This is a genomic window from Mammaliicoccus sciuri (assembly GCF_025561425.1).
Lineage (GTDB): Bacteria > Bacillota > Bacilli > Staphylococcales > Staphylococcaceae > Mammaliicoccus > Mammaliicoccus sciuri_A.
Genome location: NZ_CP094824.1, coordinates 416222 through 437148, shown reverse-complemented (window position 1 = coordinate 437148; position 20927 = coordinate 416222). Strand labels below are relative to the sequence as shown.

At 32.9% G+C, this 20927-nt stretch carries 22 protein-coding genes and 1 pseudogene; 8 read left to right on the top strand and 15 right to left on the bottom strand.

Annotation, left to right across the window (positions count from 1 at the left end):
• Positions 1-58: 58 nt before the first annotated feature.
• From MUA60_RS02045 to MUA60_RS01990, 12 genes are all read right to left on the bottom strand, one after another.
• A complete protein-coding gene (locus tag MUA60_RS02045) occupies positions 59-775 on the bottom strand; it encodes a hypothetical protein (RefSeq protein WP_262649430.1) in 717 nt (238 codons plus the stop codon).
• A gap of 94 nt (positions 776-869) precedes the next feature.
• The gene (locus MUA60_RS02040) at positions 870-1397 is read right to left on the bottom strand and encodes an SA0570 family protein (RefSeq protein WP_262649429.1); all 528 of its coding nucleotides are present in this window, start codon (positions 1395-1397) and stop codon (positions 870-872) included.
• Between the two features lie 124 nt (positions 1398-1521).
• Positions 1522-2301 (bottom strand): alpha/beta fold hydrolase, encoded by a 780-nt coding sequence (locus MUA60_RS02035; RefSeq protein ID WP_262649427.1) that lies wholly within the window; start codon positions 2299-2301, stop codon positions 1522-1524.
• A complete protein-coding gene (locus MUA60_RS02030) occupies positions 2298-2921 on the bottom strand; it encodes an HAD family hydrolase (protein WP_262649425.1) in 624 nt (207 codons plus the stop codon). The genes MUA60_RS02035 and MUA60_RS02030 overlap by 4 nt, the downstream gene beginning before the upstream one ends.
• Before the next feature lie 227 nt (positions 2922-3148).
• A complete protein-coding gene (locus tag MUA60_RS02025) occupies positions 3149-4129 on the bottom strand; it encodes a FecCD family ABC transporter permease (RefSeq protein ID WP_262649423.1) in 981 nt (326 codons plus the stop codon).
• Positions 4122-5012, bottom strand: coding sequence for an ABC transporter substrate-binding protein (locus MUA60_RS02020; protein ID WP_262649422.1), 891 nt, complete (start codon positions 5010-5012; stop codon positions 4122-4124). Before MUA60_RS02020 ends, MUA60_RS02025 begins: the two co-directional genes overlap by 8 nt.
• A 95-nt stretch (positions 5013-5107) precedes the next feature.
• On the bottom strand, positions 5108-6766 hold the full coding sequence (gene argS / locus MUA60_RS02015; RefSeq protein WP_262649421.1) for an arginine--tRNA ligase: 1659 nt from the start codon (positions 6764-6766) through the stop codon (positions 5108-5110).
• A complete protein-coding gene (locus tag MUA60_RS02010) occupies positions 6763-7179 on the bottom strand; it encodes a YwiB family protein (protein WP_025904915.1) in 417 nt (138 codons plus the stop codon). Before MUA60_RS02010 ends, argS begins: the two co-directional genes overlap by 4 nt.
• Before the next feature lie 205 nt (positions 7180-7384).
• Positions 7385-7897: a YwhD family protein gene (locus MUA60_RS02005; protein ID WP_262649419.1), complete on the bottom strand. Its 513-nt coding sequence runs from the start codon at positions 7895-7897 to the stop codon at positions 7385-7387.
• 68 nt (positions 7898-7965) lie between these two features.
• Positions 7966-9264, bottom strand: coding sequence for an HD domain-containing protein (locus MUA60_RS02000; RefSeq protein ID WP_262649417.1), 1299 nt, complete (start codon positions 9262-9264; stop codon positions 7966-7968).
• 23 nt (positions 9265-9287) lie between these two features.
• Positions 9288-10049 carry a 2-keto-4-pentenoate hydratase gene (locus MUA60_RS01995; protein WP_262649415.1) on the bottom strand — a complete coding sequence of 254 codons (762 nt, stop codon included), beginning with the start codon at positions 10047-10049 and terminating at the stop codon, positions 9288-9290.
• A 13-nt stretch (positions 10050-10062) separates the two neighbouring features.
• A complete protein-coding gene (locus tag MUA60_RS01990) occupies positions 10063-10539 on the bottom strand; it encodes a GNAT family N-acetyltransferase (protein WP_048541439.1) in 477 nt (158 codons plus the stop codon).
• 100 nt (positions 10540-10639) lie between these two features.
• On the opposite strand from MUA60_RS01990, the pseudogene MUA60_RS15520 reads away from it, so the two are divergent.
• The 8 genes and pseudogenes from MUA60_RS15520 to MUA60_RS01955 form a co-directional block, all read left to right on the top strand.
• Positions 10640-10822: pseudogene (locus MUA60_RS15520) on the top strand (hypothetical protein); the annotation flags it as partial.
• 102 nt (positions 10823-10924) lie between these two features.
• Positions 10925-11374 (top strand): GntR family transcriptional regulator, encoded by a 450-nt coding sequence (locus tag MUA60_RS01985; protein ID WP_262649413.1) that lies wholly within the window; start codon positions 10925-10927, stop codon positions 11372-11374.
• Positions 11375-11452: 78 nt separating this feature from the next.
• Positions 11453-11827 carry an SDR family NAD(P)-dependent oxidoreductase gene (locus MUA60_RS01980; protein WP_262649411.1) on the top strand — a complete coding sequence of 125 codons (375 nt, stop codon included), beginning with the start codon at positions 11453-11455 and terminating at the stop codon, positions 11825-11827.
• A 111-nt stretch (positions 11828-11938) separates the two neighbouring features.
• Positions 11939-13491, top strand: a protein-coding gene (locus MUA60_RS01975; protein WP_262649409.1) for an IS3 family transposase whose coding sequence is annotated in 2 segments (ribosomal slippage) — positions 11939-12613 and positions 12616-13491 — 1551 coding nt in all. Because the reading frame shifts where the segments join, the coding sequence is not laid out codon by codon here.
• Positions 13492-13522: 31 nt separating this feature from the next.
• Positions 13523-13924 (top strand): helix-turn-helix domain-containing protein, encoded by a 402-nt coding sequence (locus tag MUA60_RS01970; RefSeq protein WP_262649407.1) that lies wholly within the window; start codon positions 13523-13525, stop codon positions 13922-13924.
• The gene (locus MUA60_RS01965; protein ID WP_103361549.1) at positions 13888-14751 is read left to right on the top strand and encodes an IS3 family transposase; all 864 of its coding nucleotides are present in this window, start codon (positions 13888-13890) and stop codon (positions 14749-14751) included. Before MUA60_RS01970 ends, MUA60_RS01965 begins: the two co-directional genes overlap by 37 nt.
• A gap of 202 nt (positions 14752-14953) precedes the next feature.
• Positions 14954-15445, top strand: a complete 492-nt coding sequence (locus tag MUA60_RS01960; RefSeq protein ID WP_262649406.1) for a GNAT family N-acetyltransferase — start codon at positions 14954-14956, stop codon at positions 15443-15445.
• A gap of 13 nt (positions 15446-15458) precedes the next feature.
• On the top strand, positions 15459-16454 hold the full coding sequence (locus tag MUA60_RS01955; RefSeq protein WP_262649405.1) for an LLM class flavin-dependent oxidoreductase: 996 nt from the start codon (positions 15459-15461) through the stop codon (positions 16452-16454).
• A 247-nt stretch (positions 16455-16701) separates the two neighbouring features.
• Here MUA60_RS01955 and pruA read toward each other — a convergent pair whose 3' ends face one another.
• The 3 genes from pruA to MUA60_RS01940 form a co-directional block, all read right to left on the bottom strand.
• A complete protein-coding gene (gene pruA / locus MUA60_RS01950) occupies positions 16702-18252 on the bottom strand; it encodes an L-glutamate gamma-semialdehyde dehydrogenase (protein WP_262649404.1) in 1551 nt (516 codons plus the stop codon).
• 229 nt (positions 18253-18481) lie between these two features.
• Positions 18482-19384: a homocysteine S-methyltransferase gene (gene mmuM / locus MUA60_RS01945; protein ID WP_262649402.1), complete on the bottom strand. Its 903-nt coding sequence runs from the start codon at positions 19382-19384 to the stop codon at positions 18482-18484.
• Complete coding sequence (locus tag MUA60_RS01940) at positions 19368-20696, bottom strand: amino acid permease (RefSeq protein ID WP_394812738.1); 1329 nt, start codon at positions 20694-20696, stop codon at positions 19368-19370. Before MUA60_RS01940 ends, mmuM begins: the two co-directional genes overlap by 17 nt.
• Positions 20697-20927 lie beyond the last annotated feature (231 nt).

The window sequence follows — 20927 nt, the reverse complement described above, 5'->3', positions numbered from 1 at the left end:
GCCATAAAAATAAATGCAAAAAATGATTGTAGTCAATACATCATCTTCTGCATTTATGTTATACATATTTTCTTGTTGAATACATCATTACAAAATAAAGGATAATCACGAAGATAATAGACCAACTCGCAAATGTAACAACCATAATCACTGTTTCGTCCATTGTTACAGATGCAATTGTTTTTTGAATAACTGCTAATCCCATTGCAGCGACTTCGAGCTTTTTCAAGAATATTGCGAGTATGACGAGAAGAATCCCGATGCCAAATGTGGCTTGAAATATTTGTAAAGGTAATACATACATTCCTAACGTAACATTAAATATTTTAAGCATACATAGAAAAATGCCTATACTAAATAAGAAAATATTGGTCATCATCAATTTCTGATTAGGATAGAGATAACTATGTTTTTTTATAATTAAATATATAACGAGTGAAATAGACAATATAATTACAAAATAAAATATATACAATCCCGTTACGGCATTAAACGGAATGAGCTTTTTATCAAATAAGTATGCTAATAATAAGAAGTGTAGTGTATAAAAAATGATTGGATTATAATTTACAACCACAATATTTCTCTCTATGATTTGAAGTATTTCAGCGTGAGATTTGTGTCGATATTCTGCATAGTCTATATCTTTCTCATCTGACTTTTTCATATCCTTCTTTAATGAATGTTGCACTTTATCAATTTGTTTAGGTAATACACCAACATGCTGTAAATAGTCATTTACATTTTCCAGCAATACATTATTGTTCGGACGCAAATAAATACACCACCTTCATTATAATATTGTATAAATTAATCCCCTATTATGCAATATGTATATAACATAACAGGGGATTAAATGCGTTATTGATTTAGTATTTACCTATATCAACACGATATACTTTAAATTGTTTACTATCAGGTGTTGCTTTTGAAAGCTGGAAGTGTGCTTGTCCATTATTCACGTAAGCATAACCGCCCGTATACTTATTATTTTGCACACGTTTAGTTGTATTGTCACCAAGAATTGAGACAAGCGAATCTAATTTCACATTTGTTAATTTGTCATAAATCATTGTAACGCGTTTAACTGTTTCTTTATTACCTTTAACTTTGGCAGTAATAATCATATGTCCATTTTTAGTATCAAATTCGTAATAATTTTCTCTATCATTACTATCGTCAGAATATGAGAACATTAAATTAGGATACTTTGATTTAATTTTAGAAATCTTATCACCAATTTTAATACCTTTGATTGTTACTGTACCGTCTTTATAGGTCTGCACATTATTTTCGTTAATATTTAATTGATTTTTAGTTGCAGCATTTGCCTCAGCAAAAGTTGAAAATGGCAGAACCATAAGTACCATTGCAATTATTAAGAGACATTTTTTCATATGAGGTTCTCCTTCAGTTTGTGTCTTATATGTTATGCATTGAACTGCGTTAATTATAACATACAGATTACAAATTGACCACTTTTATTACAATCATGTAACAAAACTGTGAAATATCGCTTGATTAACTTAAAAATTCTCCCAATACTTTAATGAATTTCTCTTTTTCCTCAATAAAAGGTAATTCTCCTGAACCTTCAAACAGTTTAAATTCAGCATTCGGTAACAATTCACTTATTCTTTTACCTTCGCTATATAATATTTTGCCATCGTATTGTCCAGAAATGACGAGCGTACGTGTTTCAATATCTGGAAGTAACGATATAATATCAAAGTCTTTAAAAGAACGCTTAACAGCAATTTCTTCTTCCATCGTTTGAAGGTCATTCGACGGAATATGTGACTTTACAAACTTTTTAGCTTGTTTAATATTTTTATATCTGAATCTTAATAAATATTTTTCTTTGTCCTCATCAGACATCGTTCTAATTTCATCAGCATGTCTATCATAAATACGGTTATCTGGAAACGTTGAATGATCGTCTGTAGGATTAATTAACACCATACCATTGATTAAATCAGGATTCTTATATGTGAGACCTGTTGCAATTGTTGCGCCAAGTTCTAGACCAATCACATATGCTGAGTTAATGAATAATCCATTTAATAGTTGTTGAATATCTGAAATATAGTCATCTACTCTACTATCATTTGGTGTATCACTTAATCCATGACCTCTTAAATCAATAGATATAACTTGATAATTTTTACTTAATTTTTTGATAAGTGGTTCAAAGACATCCATGTCTTGAAAAACACCATGTAACAAAATAATTGGATAGCCGCTTCCTTTTGTATTATAGTGTATGGCAACATTTTCTTTCGTTAAAAATAAGTTCATCATGCTTCACCTCTTTCGATTTGTTTACAAACATCTATGAGATCACTTAAACTTTCGATTGTATAATCTAATTCGTGCTCCTCTGGTGTACCAATGACTGAATTAGCCATCCATGCAGTCTTCATGCCCATAGCATGTGCTGCTGCGATGTCATTTAAAGGACAATCTCCAACATATAATGCATGATGTGCCGTTATGCCAAGACGTTTCAATATATCTTCAAATATAATTGGGTCTGGCTTTATAGCCCCCACCTCATCAGAAGTTGAAACATAATGAATGTATGGATAAATACCGATTGCATTCATAACGTGTGTAATCTCTTCACTCTTACCATTCGCTACAACACCTAATTTATAACCCATACTGCGTAATTTATCCAATGCTACCAATGTATCATAGAAAGGAAAATGGTATCTGTAGTGGTGCATTTTATAGTCGTTATAAAATGTCTTCCATGATATCCTTTCTATATTTAATCTCTTAACAAGTTCTTGATATACCCATTCAACATCTTCTATACCATAGGGATTTAACGTTAAATATACCTTTTCAAAATCACGTCTTTGGACTGTTACCATTAACTCATGAAATCTCTCAAACTGTTCTTCCAAAAACTTCATTCGCGATTTCTCCCGATCTACAAGCGTATCTTCTAAGTCAAAAATAATCGCTTGAATATCACACGAACACATGTCATCATCCCTTTCATAGAAACATTTTAAACTATTCCATAAAGAAAGCAATACAATTTTTACATACAAAACACCAACCCTCTATCATAATGTTTAAAGGATTGGTGTCCGTATGCTATTGATTGTGATTTAATACTGTTTGATACCTTAAATATTCAGTAAGTTCTTTCTTTTTTTCGTTGTTCTGTAATCATTAAATACATCATAATCGGTATGGCAATAATAGAGAGTATGATACCAACCGGAATTTGTATCGGACTCATGATAATTCTGCCAATAGTATCTGCAATTAATAAAAGTGCACCGCCGATTAATAAATTCAATATCATTTGAACGTTAATAGGTACTTTGTACACCCTTCTAACAACTTGAGGTACAATCATACCAATAAATCCTATAATACCCGTAAAACTTATAATAACGGCTGTCATTATAGCAGCTAATAGCAAACATGTCCAAGATATCAATCGAACATTCACACCAAGTGTTGTTGCTTTATCTTCACCTAATTGAATCATTTTAATATACTGACTCATCATAAACAAGATTAAGATACAGATTAAAGTAACAATCCCAGTGATTTCTACAGTTATTTTTTCGGCAGACGAGACACTACCAAACATATATGACACCATGCTATTAACTTTATCCGGCTTAAGCAATAAAAGTATATAGAGTGCAGAACTGAAGAACGCACCAATAAAAATACCTGAAAGTATCATTGTTGCTACATGAAATGTTTTGACCATTGTTTCTGTAATCAGTACAACAACGATAAGCGTTAACAAGCTGAAGAATATAGAAAATAGTGGCACAAACCAAATGGATACGCCAATAAATACGGCGAGCGCACTTCCGAATGTTGCCCCGCTTGCTAATCCTAACGTAAAACTATCCGCGAGTGGATTATTCAATATCGTTTGATAGATTTGACCACTCATGACTAGCCCCATACCAGCAATTAATGCTAACAGTGTCCGCGGTACTCTTAACTTGTAAAAAATCGTCCATTCTAGTTGATTATCAAATTTCCATGTTATACCCGTAGATCCTACGAATAAAGAAATGCCAATTGCAAACAATAGAACGAGAAACCATATCACAACATGGCGATAAATTTTATGATTATTAGTCATAAACTTTTTCAGAAAGTTCTTTTAGACCTTTCGCTAATCTTGGTCCTGGTCTAGAAATCATATCTGCATTGAGTGCATGAACGTGTTTCTCTTTAACAGCATTAACTTGGTCAAAGCCGTCTCTATTGTTATTTAATTTTTGATATTCCGCTTCAGACTGTCCACTTGTTGTAATCATAACATCAGGATTTCTTTTAAGAATACTTTCTTTATCCGTTTTAATCCATCCTTCTTGATCATGATAAAGGTTCTTAGCTTTGATAGAAGTTAACATATCATCATAAAACGTATTTGACCCTGAAGTGTAAATGTCAGGTTGAGAAGAAATTTCCATAAATACTTTTTTACCATGTTGGTCTTTAGGGACATCTTTTACAACATCTTCTATTTCTTTCTTCACTTTACTTACTAATTTATCTGCTTCTTTTTCTTTACCTGTTACTTTTCCAACTTGCTTGAATGTATCATACATTTCATTAATTGAATTTGCATCATCTATGTAGACGACTTTCACACCTGCATCACTTAATTTTTTTAAATCTTTTTCTTGTGTAGATTTGTTCGACTCATGCGCCAAAATTAAATCAGGTTTTGCTTTTAATAATGCTTCTGTATCAAGTTTAAAGGCATCGAATTGTTTTTTATCTTTCACATCTTTAGGATAATCATCAACAGTTGATACCCCAACGACTTTATCTCCAAGTCCTAACGCGTATAATATTTCTGTATTACTTGGAATAAGCGACACAATACGCTTATATTCTTTCTTATCAGTTGTTTCTTGTTTCGTTTCTTTCTTGTTATCCGTATTATCTCCGCTTTGGCAACCTGTCACGATGATCATAGCAGCAAAAATTAAATAAAATATTTTGTTTATTTTCATACTTAATCCCTCCATATATTTAATTAAAAAATGGTACACAAAAAGGCGCAACTCAAATAAGATTGAGCTGCACCTCAATTAAAATAATGATTAAATTACATAGATTCTCGAGCTGACACACCTACTAATGCTAACGCATTGCGAAGTGTAATACGCGCCGCTTCAATTAAAGCTAAATGCGCTTTTGTCTTCTCTGCATCATCTGTTAATACTTTCTCTGCATTATAGAACTTATGGAACTGTGCAGCCAAATCTTGAATATAATTCGTAATACGATGCGGACTGCGTGATTCTGCAGCAGAAACAATTGTTGGTTCAAATTCAGCAATTTTCTTCAATAAATCAAATGCTTTTTCATGAGTAATTAAAGATAAATCGACGTTTTGATCAATCGTGATACCTTTTTCTTCTGCTTGGCGAATAATAGATGATATACGCGCATGTGCATATTGTGCATAATACACTGGGTTATCTTGTGATTCTTTCTTAGCTAATTCCATATCAAAGTCAAAGTGTGTATCAGGACTACGCATCGTTAAGAAGTAACGAGCAGCATCAATGCCCACTTCATCCATAATGTCACGTAATGTAATAGCATTACCTGTACGTTTACTCATTTTCACTTCAACGCCGTCTTGTAATAATCGTACCATTTGCATAATTTGTATTTCAAGACGTTTTGAATCTACGCCAAATGTTTCAAGAGATGCTTTTAAACGATTAATATAACCATGGTGATCAGCACCAAATAAATTAATTAATTTGTCAAAACCACGGTCTACTTTATCATAATGATAAGCGATATCTGGTAAAAAATACGTATACGTACCGTCTTGTTTAATTAACACACGGTCTTTATCGTCACCAAATTCTGTTGTTTTTAACCATGTTGCGCCATCTTGTTCATAAGTATAGCCTAATTCTGTCATTTTATCTAAGACAGCTGAAATTTTGTTTGTTTCATATAATGATGTTTCACTGAACCAATTATCAAAATGAATATTAAGATCTGCTAAGTCTTGTTTTAATTTTTTCATTTCATAATCTAAACCAAGCTTACGGAATGTCTTAATACGTTCTTCTTCAGCTTCATCTTTAATTTCAGGATGTTTTTCAGCTAAGTCTTTACCGATTGCGATAATATCTTTACCGTAATAACCATCTTCAGGTAATTCAGCATCTAAACCTAACGCTTGGTTATAACGTGCTTCAATAGAATGTGCTAAATTTTCAATTTGTTTACCTGCATCGTTAATATAATATTCACGTGTTACATCATAACCAGCAGCACTTAACACGTTTGATAACGTATCACCTACTGCTGCATTACGTGCATGTCCAATATGCAAATCTCCTGTTGGGTTTGCAGATACGTACTCGACGATGATACTTTCGTTTTTACGTTCTTCTGTTTGACCAAATGTTTCGCCTTTTGTTAAAGCTGTCTTAATAATTTCAGTTAAATATTGTTGATCTAAGTAAAAGTTAATAAACCCAGGACCTGCAATATCTACTTTTTTAACATTCGCTTTATTTGTATCTAAATTTTCAACGATTTGATTCGCTATTTCGCGTGGATTTTTGCGCGCTAATTTTGTTAATACCATCGCAATATTTGAAGAATAATCTCCATTTGCAGGGTCTTTAGGTGTTTCGATTTTAATTTCTGGAACTGTTTCTACAAGTTCAGATTTAATGATACTTGCTTTAATTTCTTCAATTAACGTTTCTTTAACTTGGTTAATAATGTTCATTCATTTATCTCCTTATAATTAATTTGAAATTGGTATGTTCCAAGTAACCCAGTTTGATCACTTAGCTGATAATGTATCCTGAGTTTACCTTGTTGATCGTCTATAAAGTGTTTGATTGATAATGTATTAACGTGCATTGTCATGCGTCCTGCATCAGTATCATAATAACTAATCGTTTCTTGTCCTTCTACAAAGTGAAAGACTGTTTTGACCGCGCCAGTACGGTGGATTTTCACGCCATCATCTTCTATTTTAAGCATATTTTTTACGATTTGTTCATCAATCGTTTCTTCATATCTAATTATATCGCTATTTCTTCTATGAAATGTACCTGATGTTTTTGTTTGAAATGTTTCTTTCTCGCCATTTTGTTTCACGACTTGTTTAATATTTATATTAATATTTTCTTTCATAATTGGCCACCTCACCGTTTAAGAACGTATATCATTATAGCATATTTGACTATTAAAATTAAAAAAAGCAGGGCTAAAAGCGCCTGCTTTTTTTAGTGTCCTAGCCATAGTAGCTATCAACTATTTTACTTATGATATTGTGAAAAGACAATAGCTATTTAATTGAATTGTGATAATTCACAATTAAGTCACAAAATAGACATATTTAATTTATCTCTAAAGATGATTTTAGTTCATCACTGCTGTTATGCCACATTTCAGAATTATGTTCTTGAAGGAATTTTTTAAGAACTGCTCTATTTTCGTCACCAATTTGGTCAATTTTCACTTGATGTTTCATAGATTTATCCATCATATTCACATGTTCTGGCATACTTTTATATCCACGCTTCTTAGGTTTATTAACCATTAAATAGCAACCTGTTAGCCCTGCATAATATGGACCTTGTTCGCCACGTTCAGTTGTAACCCAGCAAAGCCAATATTCTTTTGTTTCTTCACCTTTGACTTCTTCTATATCATTAACCCATTTCACACGCTTTTCTACTTCAGCTCTAGCATGCATGGCTCCAATATCGATAAATGCAGTTTGTTCTGATACATCGACAAATACAGGCGCAACGTTGTCTAAACTTATAGAGCCTATATTTGTACCTTTATGCCCATCTAATGGATCATTTTTAATGATATTAAATTGAAATCCTTTCTTTTCAGCCACTTGTTTCACCTCATTTAATTCATGATTACATCATACTAGAGTATCAGACTGACATTCAAGTTTGTAATCTATACGAGTTCATTTAATATATTGATAATATCGCCTTTAATCGTTTCATCTTCCATTTCTATAATTAATTCTTTAGGATAATACAGTTTATAGTCTAAACGTTTAATCCCTGTAATACTATGGATGATAACTGATTGGCTACTAATTTCTTTAATACGACCTGTCTTCTGTAATAGATGTATCGGTTGTCTATTTGATCCTGGTCGGTCATAATCATATGGTAAGTCTGAGAACGAGTCACAAACGAAATAATATTCTGGATCAATACCACCTTTTTCAAATAGATCTGTCAGTTCACCAATCATAATAATAGATCCATCAAATGGTAAGTATTTAAACAAATCACGATTAACAAATCTTTTACTTAAATCACTTAAGATTGGATCATCTTCTTCAGTCCACTCTTCTAAATAATACATTACGACCGCTTCATCAAGACGAATATAATCAGCGATTGAAACGTCTTCTTCAAAAAATGGAATTAAATATTTAGGTTGCTCTTTAAATGAATACCCTTGATCATAAAGTACTTTCGCACGCTTAAAGCAGCGATTTAGCAACACTTCTCCACCTCGACTCACCGGGTGAAAATAAATTTGCCAATACATTTGATAACGACTCATTAAGAAGTTTTCAACTGCATGCATGCCACTTTCTTTAATCAACACTTCATCTTTAGAAGGACGCATCAATCTCAGTACACGTTCCATATCAAATTGACCGTAACTCACACCTGTAAAATAAGCATCTCGCTGTAAATAATCCATGCGATCTGCATCTATTTGAGATGAAATCATCGATATGACTAATTTATTTTCATGTGTCTTATTAATCACGTCTGCTACTTCAGCTGGAAAGTCAGGCGAAACTCTACTCAACACTTCATTAACTTCTGTATCACCTTTAATGATCAGCTGTGTGAATTTTTCATGATCCGTTAGAAAGATTTTTTCAAAACAATGTGAAAATGGACCGTGCCCTAAATCATGTAGAAGTGCTGCACATAATGCGAGTGGTCTATCCTTATTATCCCAATGTGCACGTCCTTCAAATACTTCGTCTATCATACGTCGTACAATTTCATATACACCTAGAGAATGTCCAAAGCGACTATGCTCAGCTGTATGGAAAGATAAATAGAGTGTTCCAAGTTGTTTAATTCTTCTTAAGCGTTGAAATTCTTTCGTTTTGATAAGATCCCAAATTAATTGGTCTCTTACGTGTATATAACGATGAACAGGGTCTTTAAAAACTTTCTCTTCAGGTAATTTTTTTGTTCCATAAGCTTCCTGTGTCACTTTGTTCCCTCCATTTCATCCAATTATTCTACAATAAACTCTATTTCGCCGACATTTTCATATACGGCTTTATACTCTCCTTGTGTTAAAGGTTTAGGTAAAATAAATGTTCCGCTTGAAATAAACATGCCAGGTGTTAATGAACGATTATATTCTTTAATTTCATTAATCAACCACTTAACGGCTTTAGCAGGATGTCCCTCAACTTCTGTACTATATCCAGAAGCTAATTCTTTACCGTCTAAATATAATGTCCCTTTAATGTTATCAATATCTTCATAACTTAATTTCTTAGGTTCACCGTATACAACGCCACCACTTACTGCGCTATCGGCAATAATTTCTGTTACAGATAAATTAGGAAACCAGTTACTAAAACGTGAATCCGGAATCTCTATCCCTGGTGCTATCAAGCATTTATTCATAATATCTTCAAGGCTATCTTCTTCTGTTAATTCTTCTTGAACAATAAAGACTAATTCTAACTCTGCTAAAGGTTCATTTAAATCATTCAAATAAATATGTTTGTCCAGAATAGTTGTTTCTCCCATTGCACCATATAATGGCGTTGTTGAAGAAAAGATATCTCTCGTTTCTTGACTCGTTAAACTAATTTTATAACCTTTATGAATTTCAGTTTCTTCCTTACGCTGCAACACACCTTCTTGAATATCATATGCAACATGTTCAGTTATATTCGATGGTAAAACACCATTTGGAATAATTGATTGATTCTCATAAGCTTCATAAAATTGTGAAATCCATTTATTTAGTGATTGTTCCATTACAATCAACCTCCTAAAAAGTTTTTTTCATTAACGTCGTGCGCATTGTGTCTCCAAAAAGTAATTCTTCATATTCACGTATCACTTCAAAACCTTCCTTTTTATAAAAGGCTATACCGATATCATTCTTGCCATCCACTTCTAAATAAACTTCATGATATGAATCTTTGTATTGATCTAAACCTGCTTGTAATAAAGCTTTACCATACCCTTCACGTTGCGCTTCAGGTAGAACATAATGAGAAGATAAATACAATTCAGTACCTTTGATAAAATTAGCAAAACCAACAATCTTATCTTCATCTTCTGCAACAAAGAAATCAGAATCATTAATGCGCTTTTGAAGCATCTCTTTAGAATAAGACGCATTTAAAAATGCCGTCACAGTGCTCGCAGTGTAAATATTGGTATACGTGTCATACCAAGCCTTAGACGCTACATTTTTAATACCTGAATAATCTTCAATTGTTGCTTTTCTTACATTTGCCATAAATATCTCTCCTCTATCTACCTTACACATCAATCGTCAATTCATGATGTCTATTAATCTAAGTTTGTAAATCCCCGTTTAATAATGTTCTAATGTACACATTTCAAATAACTATATATCTCACGTTATAAATAATTATATCATTTATATATTAAAAACTATAATATTCAGAATACTTAATTATACCCGAAAACCCTACAGAAATGTAATATTTGTTAAGTATGTTAACACAAATTATAAAGTAAGTAGACCTACAGTTAGACAAGCAATTAATGCACTTGTTATTGATGGTTTTTTAGAACGTCGAAAAAAGCGAGGTACAATCGTTCGACAACGTAAAATCAATCAAGAATTTACACACGTCATCGAAAGCTATAATGATGAAATGACAAGAAAAGGATTAATCCCAAAGACAACAGTTCTATCATTGAAATCAGAAGTTGCCAATGAAGAAGTCATGCAACAATTAGAACTAAAACCTGGAGAATCTGTATATAAATTAGTCCGTTTAAGATATGCAGAAGAAGATCCAATCGTTCTTGTAACAACTTATATTCCATTATCATTAGTACCTAATTTAAAAGAAATTGATTTTACAACGACAAGATTTTACGAAGTGTTAGAAAAAAACCAAACACCTATTAAAGAAATAACGAGAAAGCTTGAATTAATCACAGCAGATGAAACCGTAAGTGATTTATTATCTGTAGAGATAGATGCCCCACTCTTCTACTTCCATAGTGTGGGTTATATTGAGAATCGGGTACCAATAGAATATTCTGTCTCTAAATACAGAGGCGATTTAAACTCATTTATCTTTAATATCTCATCATAATTTAGCTATGTTCAAACAATTTATAAGCTCAACGATAGCAATAATGCAGTCCAATCATGAATAAAAAGGTGATATGCTATGACAAATATATTAGAGAACTTCAAATTACAAGGCAAAGTTGCAATCATTAGCGGTGGCACAATAGGAATAGGTCAATCAATGGCATTAGCACAAGCAGGCGTTCAGATTATCATTGCTGATCATAACATCTCATCAACAAACAAAACACTCTCAGGAATTAAACAGAGCGAAGACATTGAAACAATAGCATTAAAAGTAGACATAACCGATCCAACATCGGTAAATCAAATGCTCAATAACGTCATAGAACAATTTGGCAAAATTGATATGTTAGTCAATAAAGTTGGGATGACATACAACGTAACAGAAGAAGAACTCACATTTGAAGATTGGAATAAAGTTATGAACTTAAATCTAAATGGAATATTTTGAGTGAGTTGATGTTTGAAGGCTGTGTAGGCAGGGCCATAGCGCACGAAGACTTTGTATTATTCCCTATAGAGTAGACATTAAAAAAACTAAAACTCTATAGGGGGTATTTTTATGTATAAAACTAGACTACCTGTTAAACTGTATCAGGAAATCTTCGATTTGCATGAAAAGGGTTATTCCTTTCAAAATGTAATTGATAAGTTAAATTTAGATATTAGTGATAGTGTGATTCGATTTAAATATAAAGTGTATAAGCAACATGGTATAACAGCACTTATAAATAAGAAACGAAATAAAATCTATACACGCGAATTTAAAGAAAAAGTTGTTAAAGAATATCTAGAGACTAATAAGACGTATTCAGATCTAGCATCCTATTACAATATTTCACATCATGCTACTTTAAAAAATTGGGTGGTAAAGTATACTGAAGGAAAGGAAAATAAATCTTATTTTCCATATCTGGAGGTAGACACTATGAATACTAGAAAAACAACATTTGAAGAGAGAATTGAAATAGCTAAATATTGTATTGAAAATAATAGAGACTTTAATAAGACAGCTGAAAAGTACCAAGTTAACTATTCACAAGTCTATAATTGGGTAAAAAAGTATGAAAAACATGGTGATATTGGTTTAGTAGATGGTAGAGGTAAAGGAAAACCAGTTGAAGCTTTAACTAGAGAAGAAGAACTTGAATTAAAAATAAAAGCACTTGAACAAAGAAATAAATTTCTCCAAATGGAGAATGAGGTATTAAAAAAGCAGGAAGAAATAGAGAGGCAGTTGATGAATCGAAAATCAAGCAAATAGCAGCATACAAGACAATCGAAGCATTAAAAGATAAGTATCCAATCAAATGGATATGCGCCGCACTTGAAATATCGAGAGCAAGTTATTATAAATGGAAAAACAGAGAGGTTTCAGAATCTGAAAGATTCAATAACGAATTAAAAGATGAGATTTTCAGGATTTATCATGAACATGATGGCATATATGGATATCGAAGAATTTATATTTATCTGAGATTATATACTAAATTCCAGGTTAATCATAAACGCGTATATAGAATTATGAAGAAGTATGGATTAAAAGCTGTCATTAGAAAAAAGAGAAGGCAATATAAACTTAGTAAGCCAGAAATCACTTCTCAAAATATCCTAAACAGAAAATTTACAACAAGTAAAGTTAATAAGGTCTGGTTAACAGATGTGACAGAATTTAAATTGAAAAATGGATTTAAAGTGTATTTAAGCGCTATTTATGATTTAGGTGCTAAGAAAGTCATCAGCCATGTAGTCTCATCTCAAAACAATAATAAGCTTGTATACGATACCTTTAACAAAGCCATAATTAAAAGAAATACCGAAGGCATTATATTTCATAGCGACAGAGGATTCCAATATACGAGTGTTCTATTTAGAGAGATGATTAAAAATGCTTCTATGAAGCAAAGCATGTCTCGTGTAGGTAGATGTATTGATAATGGTCCTATGGAAGGCTTTTGGGGGTTACTCAAATCAGAGGTATTCAAAGACAAATCTCAAACATTCAATGATATAAAACACGCCACAAAGCAAATAAATGAATATATAAAATTTTATAATTCTAAAAGAATTTCATTAAAAATGGCTGCGCTTATAAAAGCACAGCCAACATATTGATTACTTTTTTTAGTGTCTACTTGACAGGGTTATGTTCATTAAAAAGAAACAGAAAAAGACAGTTTATTCTGTTACATTCAAAATAAATGTATTAAACTATATGAAAAGAACAGGCGATTCCTTCCAAGATACAGCGATTAAATTTGGCCTAAATACCCCATCTATTATTGTGCGATGGAAAAAGATATATGACAAAGAAGGTGTGGAAGGACTCGAAAAGCCGAAAGGACGACCTCCCATGAAAAAGAAGAAACAGAAGAAATCTAATCAAAACCTATCACGAGAAAAAGAGTTAGAGCTAGAAAATGAAAATCTTCGATTAGAGAATGCTTATTTAAAAAAGTTGAACGCTTTTCGAGAGAATCCGAGTGCCTTTCTAGAAAAGCACAAGCAGCAGTGGCATTCGAACTCAAAGAAGAAGGATTCAAATTAAAAGATATCTTAGTAAAGGTTGGTATACCAGAAGCAACCTATCATTACCATGCCAAACAATTACAAAAGGAAGATTTAGATAAAGGTTGGAAGAAAAAGATCATTGAACTTTTTCAAAAACACAACGGTAAATACGGCTATCGTCGTATATATTTAGCTTTGAGAAATCAAGGTTATCTCATTAACCATAAGAAAGTACAACGAATTATGCGAGAACTAGGATTAAAATGTCAAAAATTCACACGTAAATCACGCTATCAATCATACAAAGGTACAGTTGGTAAAGTGGCTGAAAATCGCTTGAATCGTAGATTCCATACATCTATTCGACTTCAAAAATTAGTGACAGATATCACTGAATTTAAATGTGCTGAAGAACAAAAATTATATCTCAGCCCTATTATGGATTTATACAATGGGGAAATCATTTCTTATGGTATATCCAGAAGACCAACATTAGACTTAGTACTTCAATCATTGGATAAAGCAGTTACAATCATTAAGCATGAAGCACCATATCGTACGACGATACATTCTGATCAAGGTTGGCATTATCAGCATAATGCATGGATTAGAAGATTATCGGAACAAAGGATTTATCAAAGTATGTCACGTAAAGCGACGTGTGCGGATAATGCTTCTATGGAGAATTTCTTTGGCATCATGAAGCAGGAAATGTATCATGGAGAAGAACTTGTTAACTATGAAACATTAAAAAGAAGAATTGAGGATTACATCTATTGGTATAACAATGAACGTTTGAAATTAAAATTGGCTGGACGAAGTCCAGTACAATACCGAACTCAATCCAGCCAATTAATAGCATAATGGAAACTCTAACTTTGGGGGGGCACTACCCTAACTATCCTATTGTTATTTTAACGTATAAATCATTTTCGTGTTTAGTATTAAATATTTGAGGTTGGATATAGAAAATAACCATACACATAAGCAAAAATAGTTAAAAATTTTAAAGATAAGATATACTAGAATTAAGTAAATTATGAAGGTGATACATATGGAGTATAGAATGGCCACAATTAATGATGTACAAGGTATTATAAAAGTTTGTTCTGATGGATATCGTGTGACATATAAAGATATACTACCTGAAAAATACATCACACAAATTATTAATGAATTTTATAATGAACAACGCGTTTCAAATGAAATCACGAATATTGATCAATATTGGAATGGTTGGTTTGTTGCTGAAGATAATGGACAAATTGTTGGAGCTGGTGGCGGCAGTTTTAGAGAACCACATATCTCTGAATTATATGTCCTATACTTGGATCCAACGCGTAAACGAGAAGGCATCGGTTCAGGTTTATTAAATATTATTACAGAAAATCAAATAAGAAGAGGTGCTAGAGAACAGTGGGTTTCAGTAAGTAAAGGAAACCATATGGGAATTCCTTTTTATGAAGCTAAAGGATTTAAATACCAATACGAAAAACCAATGTATACTTTGCCAGAAAATGAAAACTACATTTCATTAAAATACAAACGTCAATTATAAGGAGCGTTATAAAGTGAAATTAAGTGTATTAGATCAAGCACCCATTTCTAAAGGAAGTACGCCTGAAGAAACATTACAAAATACTATCGCATTAGCACAATGGACTGAGTCGTTAGGTTATCACAGATATTGGGTTGCTGAACATCACAATACGAGTGGTCTCGCAAGTTCTTCCCCAGAAATCTTGATGACTCAAATTGCAGCTTCAACTGAACATATTAGAGTTGGCTCTGGTGGCATATTATTACCACAATATAATCCTTATAAAATTGCAGAGAATGGTAAGACTTTATCTGCATTATTTCCTAACCGTATCGACTTAGGATTTGGTAATTCACCAGGTGGTTCTCCAATTACACAAAAAGCTTTAACTGATGATCATATTAAACCAATAGAAGACTTTTACAGACAAGCATCTGACTTACAAGGATTCTTGCATAATTCATTACCTAGAGATCATCAATTTAGACTCGTTAAAGCAGGACCACGCATAGACAATCCACCAACAATGTGGTTATTAGGTTTAACTGAGAACGGTGCTAGAAACGCAGCTCAACTCGGTATTGGATTTGTATTCGGTCACTTTATAAATCCTAAATATAAAGAAGTTGCAATGAAACGCTATTACGAAGACTTTAAACCATCCGTTAATATGAAAGAACCATCAACCATTGTTTGTATTTTTGTAGTATGTGCAGAAACAGACGAAGCAGCAGAACAATTAGCCATAACACAAGACAAATGGTTATTAAACGTAGGTAAAGGATTAGGAACAAAAGTTCAACCACCAGAAGAAATCAATATAGACGATTATACAGAAGAAGAATTAGAACTCATTAAGAAGAACCGAAAAAGAAGCATTATAGGTTCACCACAAACAGTAAAAAAACAACTTAATCAACTAACAGAAGAATATCAAACAGACGAATTTATGATTATTACAAATATTTATGATTTCGAAGCCAAGAAAAAATCATATCAATTACTAGCAGAAGAAATCTTAACTTAAAATGAGAATTGATGGAGATATGTTGGGATGGATTGAGGTGTGTTGGGATGTACGCGGGGATTTAACTACCTTTATTTCGAATTCTGGTAATTAGACGGGCGCTCGATTAGAGACATTATTCTGAATTCTGTCCCTAACAGCATCTCTTACGGACATTTCTCAGAATTCTGTCCCTAACAACCTAAAATACTCATCAAAAAAGAAGAACCTGAGGCGCACGATGTGCCTCAGGTTCTCTTTATCTATACTAGAATTGTTCTGATAAGATTTTTTGTTCTAAGAAGTTTAGCATATAGTCTGGGCTACCTGTCTTAGCATCTGTTCCTGACATTTTGAAGCCTCCGAATGGATGATAACCTACTACTGCTGATGTACAACCTCTGTTCAAGTATAAGTTACCTACGTCATAATCTTCACATGCTTGTCTCCAATGTTCACGATTATTTGTAATGACTGCTCCTGTTAATCCGTAATCTGTGTCATTAGCAATTTCTAATAATTCTTCAAAGTTATCGCCTTTAGTGAAGCCAACAACTGGTCCGAAGATTTCTTCTTGCATAATTTGATCACTTGATTTAAGTCCAGAAATGATTGTTGGATGTACGAAATAACCTTTACTGTCGTCAGTCTTACCGCCAACTTCTAGCTTACCTTCTTTACTACCAATTTCGATATAATTTTTAATTTTATCGAATTGTTTTTTATTAATGACAGGTCCCATGTATACATCAGAACCGCCTTCTGTATGATTAATTGAAAGTTCTTTTGTTAATGCGATTGATTTTTCTAGAACTTCATCATAAACATCTTTATGCACGATTGCTCTAGAACATGCAGAACATTTTTGACCAGAAAAGCCAAATGCAGAATCCACAATTGCTTTTGCTGCTAAATCAGTATCTGTATTTTCATCTACAATAATTGCATCTTTACCGCCCATTTCAGCGATGACACGTTTTAAGAAGTTTTGGCCTTCTTGAACTTTAGCTGCTCTTTCAAAAATACGTGTACCTGTTGCTCTTGAACCAGTAAATGTTACAAAGTGCGTATCTTTATGATCGACTAAGTAATCACCGATTTCTTTCGGATCACCTGGTACAAAGTTTACAACACCTTTTGGAAGACCTGCTTCTTCTAAAATTTCCATTAATTTATAAGCAATTAATGGCGTATCTTCTGCTGGTTTAAGCAATACAGTATTACCTGCAATAATAGGTGCAACTGTTGTACCTGTCATAATTGCAAATGGGAAGTTCCAAGGTGGAATTGTAACACCAGGACCCATTGGTTTATAAATATATTGGTTATGCTCCCCTTCTCTATCAAAGACTGGCTTACCATTAACCAACTCCATCATAGAACGCGCATAATATTCAATAAAATCAATACCTTCATTTGTATCTCCATCTGCTTCATTCCATGGTTTCCCCGCTTCATAGACCATTAATGCAGAAAGTTCATGTTTTCTTCTGCGAATGATTGCAGAAACTCTAATTAATAATTCGGCTCTTTCTTTATGAGACCATTTTCTCCAAGTCTTATAGGCTTCTTTAGCCGCTTCCATCGCTTGGTCAACTTGTTCTTTAGAAGCTTTTGAAATTGTACCTAGTACTTGTTGGTGGTTTGCTGGATCTACAGATTCAAACTTATCATCTGTATAAATCTTCTCCCCATTAATTACTAGAGGAATTTCTTTCCCAAATTCAGATTTAACTTTTATTAATGCATCTTTAAACGCTTGTTGATTCTCTTGATTTGTAAAATCTGTTGCTGGTTCATTGTGAAATTCTACTACCATCCTTCATACCTCCTAAAAATATAAACCTAATAAGAGATAAATACCTCTTATAAAACATTTTACTATTGTATTTTAAAAATTATCAAGTAAAGGGCTTTCATAAAGAAATGATTATTATTCAAAAAGCTTATAATCCTTGTAACAACAGTACTTCAGAGTATCACACACAAAAAAATGATGAGACATCACAAGATGTCTCATCATTACTCGAATAAAGAAATTATATACTTTATTTAATCGCTTGATGAATGTGTTGAATATCTTGTGGCGTTGTTTCACAACATCCACCTACAATTTGAATACCTTGCGATATCCACTCTTTAGACTTTTGAGCAAGCAATGCATGATCTCCTTGACCTACCCAAACTTTCTCTACTGGATCAAATGTCTTACCACCATTCGGATAAACAGCAATGACTTGTGGTAATGCCGTCAATCCTTTATCAATTGCTTTATCAACACTTTCAATCTTTGAACAATTCACGCCAAATACAGGCAGACGCGCTTCATGCTCTTTAATATATTGGCATACCGTCTCAAAGTCAGTACCATCAGATAAATTACCTTCATCATTAACGGTACATGATATCCAGAATGTCATGTCATCTGAATATTGAGGAATGATATGTTCAACGATTGCTTTTATTTCATTAAAGTTAGGCACCGTTTCAAATACAAAATCATATATACCTCTATCAATGAGTGCTTGGATACGTGCTTGATGAAAGTCGATATAATCTTCTATAGATATTTCATATGCTCCAGTATATTCTGAACCATCACTTAAATAAGCACCGTATGGACCTAAACTTCCTACTATAACTTGTTCATCCGTTACTGATGATTTTATTTGTTCGACAGCAACATCAAATAAATGTTCTATTTCAGATGTTTGCATGCCAATAGATTCAAATGTAGCAAAGCTTGCTTGATAAGTACTTGTTAATACAATATCAGCACCTGCATCTGTAAATGCTTGATGCGCTTGCTTCACTTTATGAGGTTCATGAATGATAACCTCACTAGACCATAATGACGAATTCAAATCACAGCCATAACCTTCTAATGTTGTGGCTAATCCGCCATCTAATACTAAAGTACGTTCTTGTTTATTTTTATTCAGAAGTCTCAATGATCTGACCGTCCTTTTTATGATATTTTACAAAATAAAATACAATCGCAATAATCGCAAACGGAATACCGAAATATAATGCTGGTGATTGGTTTGGATCAAAGATCATACCAACACATGACACTAAACAAAGGATAAAGCCAATGATTGGTACACTTTGATGAATTTTCAAATGTTTATTCGCACGTTTCGCATTGAAATAAGATAAACAAATGCTCATCCATACGATAACGACAGCTAAACCAGCTATAGAAACAAGTACGATATATAATGTATCTGCAGTATAAATACTTGAGAATAATGCCAGTAAACCTCCACACATACTAAAAATAGTCGCGCGGATCGGCATTTGATGTTTATTTAATTTCTTAAAATATTTAGGGAACATGCCTTCATTTGAAAGACTCCAAACCATTCGACTAGCTGCATATAACCCTGAATTGGCTGCTGATAATAATGCAGTTATAATGACTAAATTCATAATATCTCCAGCATATGGGATCCCCATATTTTGAAAGATGACAACAAATGGACTTTCTAAAGATTTCCCTTGATAACTCGGAATGAGAATAGAAATAATAACCATTGTTCCAATAAAGAAAATGATCAATCGCCATAACGTTGCATTAATTGCTTTCGGAATGACTTTTTTAGGATTTTTCGTTTCACCTGCTGCAATACCAATCAGTTCAGTACCACTAAACGCATAGTTAACAGCTAACATCGTTAAGAATACAGCACCTAAACCATTTGGGAATGTTGGATTCGTATATCGTGATTTAATTGTATCTAGACCGCTATAACCATTGTAGTGAATAAGCCCGAATAAAGTGAGGGCGCCTAAACAAATAAACAGTATAATCGCTAACACTTTCACTAAAGAAAAGTAAAATTCAACTTCAGCATAGAATTTCGTAGATACAATATTAAAGGCTAAGACAAGTATAATCGCAATACTTGAAAATATGTATACAGGTACATCGGGTAGCCACTTCTGCATTAAAATACCAACTGCCGTAAATTCTGAACCAAGTGCTACAATCCATGTTAACCAATAAAACCAAGCAACTATAAACCCTATTGAAGGATGTATATATTTTGAAGCATAAACATGAAATCCGCCTGTCACCGGATGTTCAATCGCTAATTGTCCGAGACATAACATAACGAGATACACGAGAATAGCACCAACAACATAAGATAACATTGTACCTAACGGACCCGCTTGTTGCAATGTATAACCAGAACTTAAAAATAACCCAGTCCCAATTACACCACCAAAACTTAATAACATAATATGACGTTGTTTCATATCACGTTTATATGACTGATTTGACACGATATACCTTCTCTCTAAAATTAAAAATATCTTCAATTTTATATCTTTCGAATAATTCAGTCAACTCATAATTTTCTGTAAATATAAAAAAACCTCTGTATAGCATGGTTTTTATACCTTGTTATACAGAGGCGTTAGGTTAGGAGTCTTCGTGCGTTACACCTTGATTTCGCACCTTTGCGCACTATATCTCGGAGTGAACAT

What these genes read in the sequence shown, in the direction of transcription:
- MUA60_RS02040 (WP_262649429.1), bottom strand. Translation starts at nt 1,397, where the DNA reads ATGAAAAAATGTCTCTTAATAATTGCAATGGTACTTATGGTTCTGCCA.
- MUA60_RS02035 (WP_262649427.1), bottom strand. Translation starts at nt 2,301, where the DNA reads ATGATGAACTTATTTTTAACGAAAGAAAATGTTGCCATACACTATAAT.
- MUA60_RS02030 (WP_262649425.1), bottom strand. Translation starts at nt 2,921, where the DNA reads ATGAAGTTTTTGGAAGAACAGTTTGAGAGATTTCATGAGTTAATGGTA.
- MUA60_RS02025 (WP_262649423.1), bottom strand. Translation starts at nt 4,129, where the DNA reads ATGACTAATAATCATAAAATTTATCGCCATGTTGTGATATGGTTTCTC.
- MUA60_RS02020 (WP_262649422.1), bottom strand. Translation starts at nt 5,012, where the DNA reads ATGAAAATAAACAAAATATTTTATTTAATTTTTGCTGCTATGATCATC.
- argS (WP_262649421.1), bottom strand. Translation starts at nt 6,766, where the DNA reads ATGAACATTATTAACCAAGTTAAAGAAACGTTAATTGAAGAAATTAAA.
- MUA60_RS02010 (WP_025904915.1), bottom strand. Translation starts at nt 7,179, where the DNA reads ATGAAAGAAAATATTAATATAAATATTAAACAAGTCGTGAAACAAAAT.
- MUA60_RS01995 (WP_262649415.1), bottom strand. Translation starts at nt 10,049, where the DNA reads ATGGAACAATCACTAAATAAATGGATTTCACAATTTTATGAAGCTTAT.
- MUA60_RS01990 (WP_048541439.1), bottom strand. Translation starts at nt 10,539, where the DNA reads ATGGCAAATGTAAGAAAAGCAACAATTGAAGATTATTCAGGTATTAAA.
- MUA60_RS01985 (WP_262649413.1), top strand. Translation starts at nt 10,925, where the DNA reads ATGACAAGAAAAGGATTAATCCCAAAGACAACAGTTCTATCATTGAAA.
- MUA60_RS01980 (WP_262649411.1), top strand. Translation starts at nt 11,453, where the DNA reads ATGACAAATATATTAGAGAACTTCAAATTACAAGGCAAAGTTGCAATC.
- MUA60_RS01970 (WP_262649407.1), top strand. Translation starts at nt 13,523, where the DNA reads ATGTTCATTAAAAAGAAACAGAAAAAGACAGTTTATTCTGTTACATTC.
- MUA60_RS01960 (WP_262649406.1), top strand. Translation starts at nt 14,954, where the DNA reads ATGGCCACAATTAATGATGTACAAGGTATTATAAAAGTTTGTTCTGAT.
- pruA (WP_262649404.1), bottom strand. Translation starts at nt 18,252, where the DNA reads ATGGTAGTAGAATTTCACAATGAACCAGCAACAGATTTTACAAATCAA.
- MUA60_RS01940 (WP_394812738.1), bottom strand. Translation starts at nt 20,696, where the DNA reads ATGAAACAACGTCATATTATGTTATTAAGTTTTGGTGGTGTAATTGGG.